Below are 5,206 nucleotides of genomic sequence, written 5' to 3'. Positions count from 1 at the left end.
CCTGATGGTCCTGGCGGCCCGCAAGCTGTTCGGCCGCAAGCGCCCGCCCGAGGCCCCCCGCAAGCCGCCCGAGCAGGCGCCCCAGCTTCCCGCCGAGCGCCCCGAACTGCGCGTGGAGTTGCCGCCCTCCGACACGGAGCTGGCCCTGCGCCGGGACGCGGAGGACGCCCACGCCCGCACGGAGGACCTGCGCCGCCAGCGCGAGTCCGCGTCGCTCGCCGCCCGCGCCACGAAGGACGGCGCCGAGCGCGCCCGCCTGGAGGCGGAGGCCCGCGCCCTCAAGGAGCGCGAGGAAGAGGCCAAGCGCGTCGAGTACCGCGCCAAGAAGGCCGTCGACGACGAGACGCGCGAGCGCCGCAAGCGGGAGGTCGCCGAGGGGGTCCGCCTGCGCGAAGAGGCCCTGGCCCAGGAGGCCGCCCAGGCGGAGGCCGCCCGTCAGGCCGAAGCCGCCGCCGCGCGCGCCAAGGTGGAGGCCGAAGGTGGCCGCACGCTGGCGCAGGGCCTGGACCGCACGAAGAGCCAGGGCTTCATGGCCCGGCTCAACGGGCTGTTCGGTCAGCAGCGCGAAGTGGACGAGTCCGTGCTGGCGGAGCTGGAGGAGATCCTCTTCACCGCCGACATCGGTGTGCGGACCGCCAACCACCTGGTGGAGGTGGCGCGCGAGAAGCTCAAGCGCAAGGAGCTGAGCGACCCGGAGCGCATCAAGGGCGTCATCCGCGAGGAGGTCGCGCGGATGGTGGACCTGCCCGTGCCGCGCTCGCTGGAGGGCGGAGGCCCGCCGCACGTGGTGATGGTAGTGGGCGTCAACGGCGCCGGGAAGACGACGACCATCGGGAAGCTGGCCGCGCAGCTCACCGGCCAGGGCAAGAAGGTGGTGCTCGCCGCGGGCGACACCTTCCGCGCCGCCGCCACCGAACAGTTGGACGTGTGGGCCGAGCGCGCCGGCGCCCAGTTGGTGAAGGGCACCGACGGCGGAGACCCGGGCTCCGTCATCTTCGAGGCGGTGAAGAAGGCGCAGGCGGAAGGCGCCAGCGTCGTCATCGCGGACACGGCGGGCCGGCTGCACACCAAGGCTCCGCTCATGGAGGAGCTCAAGAAGGTCAAGCGCGTGATGGACAAGGCGCTGCCCGGAGCCCCCCATGAGGTGCTGCTCGTGCTGGACTCCACCAACGGGCAGAACGCCATCATGCAGGCCAAGCAGTTCCACGAGGCCGTGGGCGTCACCGCCATCGCGCTCACCAAGCTGGATGGCACCGCCAAGGGCGGCGTCATCATCGGCATCTGCGACGAGCTGAAGCTGCCGGTGGTCTGGGTGGGCGTGGGCGAGAAGATCGCCGACCTGCGCCGCTTCGAGCCGCGCGAGTTCGTGCAGGCCCTGTTCGACTGACAGCCCCCGTCACTGCCCCATAAGCTGGGGGATGAGCTCCTCCAGCAGTTTCTGCGTCTGGGCATCCAGCTTCACGTCGCCCAGGTCGCCGCCCATGGCGCCCATCAGGCCCTGAAGGTCCGCCTTGCCCAGGTCCTCGTCGCCGTGGGCCTCCTCCCACCAGCGCGTGCGCAGGGCGCCCAGCGCCTTCGCGTTCGGGGGGCTCGCCTTCGCCAGCTCCTGCGTGAAGCACGAGCGGCAGGCCCACTTGAAGCGGTACGTGTCCACGTACGCGCGCAGGCCCTTGAAGAAGGCCTCATCCCCCATGAGTTCGCGCGACGCCTGGTGCAGCAGCGGCGCCTTGCCGTACACCAGCGCGCCGTACTCCATCTCGCCGCCCGTGAAGTCGCCCGCGGGCCGGTCCGCGCGGCCGTCCTTGCCACCCGACATGCGGAAGAGCTGGTAGGGCATCACCAGGGCCTCCTGCTTCAGGGACTCGGCGGCCTCTTTGCCGTGGGCCCATTCGATGTAGAGGAGCGCGGCGTACTGCGCCAGGGACTCGTCCACCACGGGGTCGTGGATGGGGTCGGAGCCCACGAGTCCGGCGAAGTACTGGTGCGCCACCTCGTGCGCCACGGTGAACTCCAGCGTGCGCTCCAGTGAATCTCCCAGTTGGGCCATCAGGCCCGCGCCCTGCGCGCCCATGAACTGCTGGAGCGCTTCGTCCATGCCGGGCATCCCCCCGAGCAACGCCATGGGATTGGCCTTCGCGCGGTAGAGCGACGTCGCCACCGTCACAAGCCCCGGGAACTCCATGCCGCCCGCGCCCCCGCTGAGCGGAGCCTGCACCACGCGGAAGTGCGTGTAGGGCAGCGGACCCAGGCGCTTCTCGAACTCCGACAGGGCCTGCGACGCGTACTTGAGCACGCGCTTGCCCACCTCCGCGTCCTGGGGCGCGAAGTGGCTCTCCACCGTGACGCTGTTCACCGTGGCGGTGGCGGACTGGTAGCCGCGCGTCACCAGCACCGGGAAGTCGCGCACCGCCGCGGCCGCGAAGCTGTAGCGCACGCGGCCGTCGCGTTCAGGCACTTCCCCTAGCGGCGTCCCGGTGGCGTGCGCCGCCCAGCCCGCGGGCACGGTGAGCGTGGCCAGCACGTGCGCGGGTTCATACAGCGCCAGGTCCCCCTGCCCCTGCGGCCCGGCCCACGGCCGTCCCTGCGCATCCATGGGTGGCACCTGCGGCACCACGCCCACCAGGCTCACCACGTCCGCCGTGGCGGAGAAGGCCCCGTGGTCCTCCGCGCCGGACTGCTTGCCGCCCCCCATGAGCCCGCCCAGGCCGCCGGCCAGCGACTCCGCGCCCGGCGCCGCCCGGGGCACGGTGCCCTTCACAGCGAGCTCCAGTGACACCGTGCCGCCCGGCGCCACCGGCGGCTCCACCGCCACGCGCTGCAACGTGGGCTCCGGCCCCGGCTCCAGCGTCACGGCCTTGCCGTTGAGCTTCGCGGCGGAGAGCGTCACCTGCCGCGAACGGGCGTTGGGCGTCAGCCGCAGGTACAGCTCGGTGAGGGGATCAGGGCCCTTCGCCACCAGCTCCACCTGCACCTTGCCCGACACGCGCCGCTCCTTCGGCTCCACCTCCAGTTGCACGCGGTAGCGCGGCAGGCCGTCCAGCGGCCCCAGCGCCCGCGCGGCCCGGTCCCGCTCCGACGGCTTGAGGTGCTGGAGGCAGAGCTGGACCTCCGGCGCCACGCTGCCCGCGCCCGGGATGGAGGCCGGCGTCGACAGGGGGGCACGGGGCGGTGCCGCGACGGCCGGGCCTGCGACGAGCACGCACAGCAGCCACCATCCGGGGAAGGTCCTCATGGGGGCATGCTAATTGACCCGCTCCGGGGGCGCTCGCTACAAGCCTCCCTGTGATCCACCCGCGAACGTTGACCCTGACCGCCGCTGTTGGCCTCCTGGCCGCCTGTGCCAAGCAGGTCCCCGTGCCCACTGCCGCCGCCGCCGCGTCGGCGAAGCCCCGCTCGGTGCGCCTGCTGCCCAACACTCCCGAGCGGGAAACCGCCAGCCTGGAGGGACGACGTGAGGACGTGGAGGTGGACACGCGCGAGGGCGAGCGCACGCCCCGCGTCGTCGCCACCGCGGAGACGCAGCCCCTGATGCTGGACGGCGCGCAGGCTCGCCTCTGCGGGGATGAGGCCTGCACCCAGGGCTTCGCCGTGGACAACTTCCTGCTGCTGGAGGTGCTGGACGCGAAGGGCAAGGTGTCGCGCCGCGCCGCGGTGGGCTTCACCGACAGCGTCTTCGTCGGCAACGAGCAGGTGGACAACCTGGGCCGGCACGCCTTCAGCTTCGAGCCCAACGAGGTCGACATCACCAGCCTGCTGCCGGAGTCGGAGCCCTTCCGCATCCGCGCCACCGCGCTGGACTTCTGGGGCGTGGGCCGGGTGACGGCCCTCTACCTGCGGCTGGAGCCGGGCGCGGGCCGCAGCGAGGACGACCTGAGGGGGCAGTAAGCAGCACCCTCGCGGTACGGCCTCACTGACCCGGGAAGCACCTCGAACTTCAGGGGGCGGTCACGCAACCCCCTCGCGGTACGGCCTCACCGACCCGGGAAGCACCTCGAACCAGCGGGGGCAGTCACCAGCCCCCGCGCGGTACGGCCTCACCGACTCGGGAAGTGCATCAGAAGCGCAGGGCGCCCGCAGGAATCCCCGAGCGCAGACCCGCACCGATCTTGCCGTCGCACGTCCCACCGCAGACGTCGCGGTCCGCGTCGAGCGCCTCCGGAGGCCGGGTCGCCGCGTAGGCCCCCGCGCCCGCGGCGGCGGCCACCACGCCCACGCCAACCCAGACGTACCAGCGCTGGTACCACGACTTGTCGCTGCTCTCCTTCACCTCTGGCGGCTGCTCCGTGCCCAGCGCCAGCCCCGGCTGCTCCACCGGTTCGAGGGGCGTCGCCGCCGGCTCCAGCACCGCGTTGCGCGGCACATCCGAGTCCGCCACCGGGCGCAGGCGCCCTTCGACCAGGTAGGGCTGGCCGGCGCGCACGACGATGTTCTTCACGTCCTTGAGGCCCGGGGCGCGGAACTCCACCTCATGCTGGCCCGGGCTGATGCTGTAGTTCTCCATGGGCGTGACGCCAACCTTCACGCCATCCACGTACACGGTGGCGCGAGGCACGTCCGCGTGCAGGCTGGCGATGCCCGTCGCCACCTCCAGCGCCACCGTCACGTCCGTCGTCTGGCCCGGCGACACCACGACGCGCTGGAGGAAGTCCGAGTAGCCCGGACGGCGGGCCATCACGCGGTACTCACCCGGCGCCAGTTCCACGGGGGCCTGGGTGTTCACCTCCAGGTCGTCCACGGTGATCTTCGCGCCGCGCGCGTTGCTGCCCAGCTTGAACGCGATGGCGGACTTCGCGGCGTCGGGCGCGTCAGCGGGGGACACCGCCGGCGTCTTGCCCGGCTTCGTCTTCTTGCCCACGCGCTCCTTCTTCGGAGCGGGAGGCTTGCGCTTGGGCGCCGGCTTCACCGCCTTGGGCTTGCCCTTGGGCTTCGTGGGCTTCGACTCCGTAGGCGCGAGGAGATCATCTTCATCCTGGGCGAACACCGCGGAGGGGACTGCCAGGGCGGCGACAAGCGACAGGACGGCGAAGCGGCGAAGGCTCATGTCGGCCCGAAGGTTAGAGAGTCATCCCTGGGGAAGCAAACACGTCCCACACGCACGTCGGTTGGGAGAATATCCGCGCCCCATGCACCGCACCCTCGTCACCCTTCCGCTCGGCCTTTGTGTCCTCTCCCTCACGGCCTGTCCGGCCAAGGCCCCGCCCCGGGT

At 72.1% G+C, this 5,206-nt stretch carries 4 protein-coding genes; 2 read left to right on the top strand and 2 right to left on the bottom strand.

Features of this window, described 5'->3' with window-relative positions; all coding sequences use genetic code 11:
• On the top strand, window positions 1-1,387 hold a 1,387-nt coding region (ftsY, locus tag D7V88_RS38680; protein ID WP_372241165.1), incomplete at its 5' end, for a signal recognition particle-docking protein FtsY.
• Window positions 1,388-1,396: 9 nt separating this feature from the next.
• Here ftsY and D7V88_RS38675 read toward each other — a convergent pair.
• Window positions 1,397-3,232, bottom strand: a complete 1,836-nt coding sequence (locus D7V88_RS38675; protein WP_120545541.1) for a M1 family aminopeptidase — start codon at window positions 3,230-3,232, stop codon at window positions 1,397-1,399.
• Window positions 3,233-3,354: 122 nt separating this feature from the next.
• On the opposite strand from D7V88_RS38675, the gene D7V88_RS38670 reads away from it, so the two are divergent.
• Entirely contained in the window at window positions 3,355-3,885 is a 531-nt protein-coding gene (locus tag D7V88_RS38670; RefSeq protein WP_341870754.1) for a hypothetical protein, read from the top strand.
• A 169-nt stretch (window positions 3,886-4,054) separates the two neighbouring features.
• On the opposite strand, the gene D7V88_RS38665 is transcribed toward D7V88_RS38670, so the two are convergent.
• Window positions 4,055-5,041: a PEGA domain-containing protein gene (locus D7V88_RS38665; protein WP_120545540.1), complete on the bottom strand. Its 987-nt coding sequence runs from the start codon at window positions 5,039-5,041 to the stop codon at window positions 4,055-4,057.
• Between the last annotated feature and the right edge of the window lie 165 nt (window positions 5,042-5,206).

The organism is Corallococcus terminator, assembly GCF_003611635.1.
Classification (GTDB): Bacteria; Myxococcota; Myxococcia; order Myxococcales; family Myxococcaceae; genus Corallococcus; species Corallococcus terminator.
The sequence above is the reverse complement of the archived record's forward strand: the minus strand, read 5'-3'. Positions and strand labels throughout refer to the sequence as shown.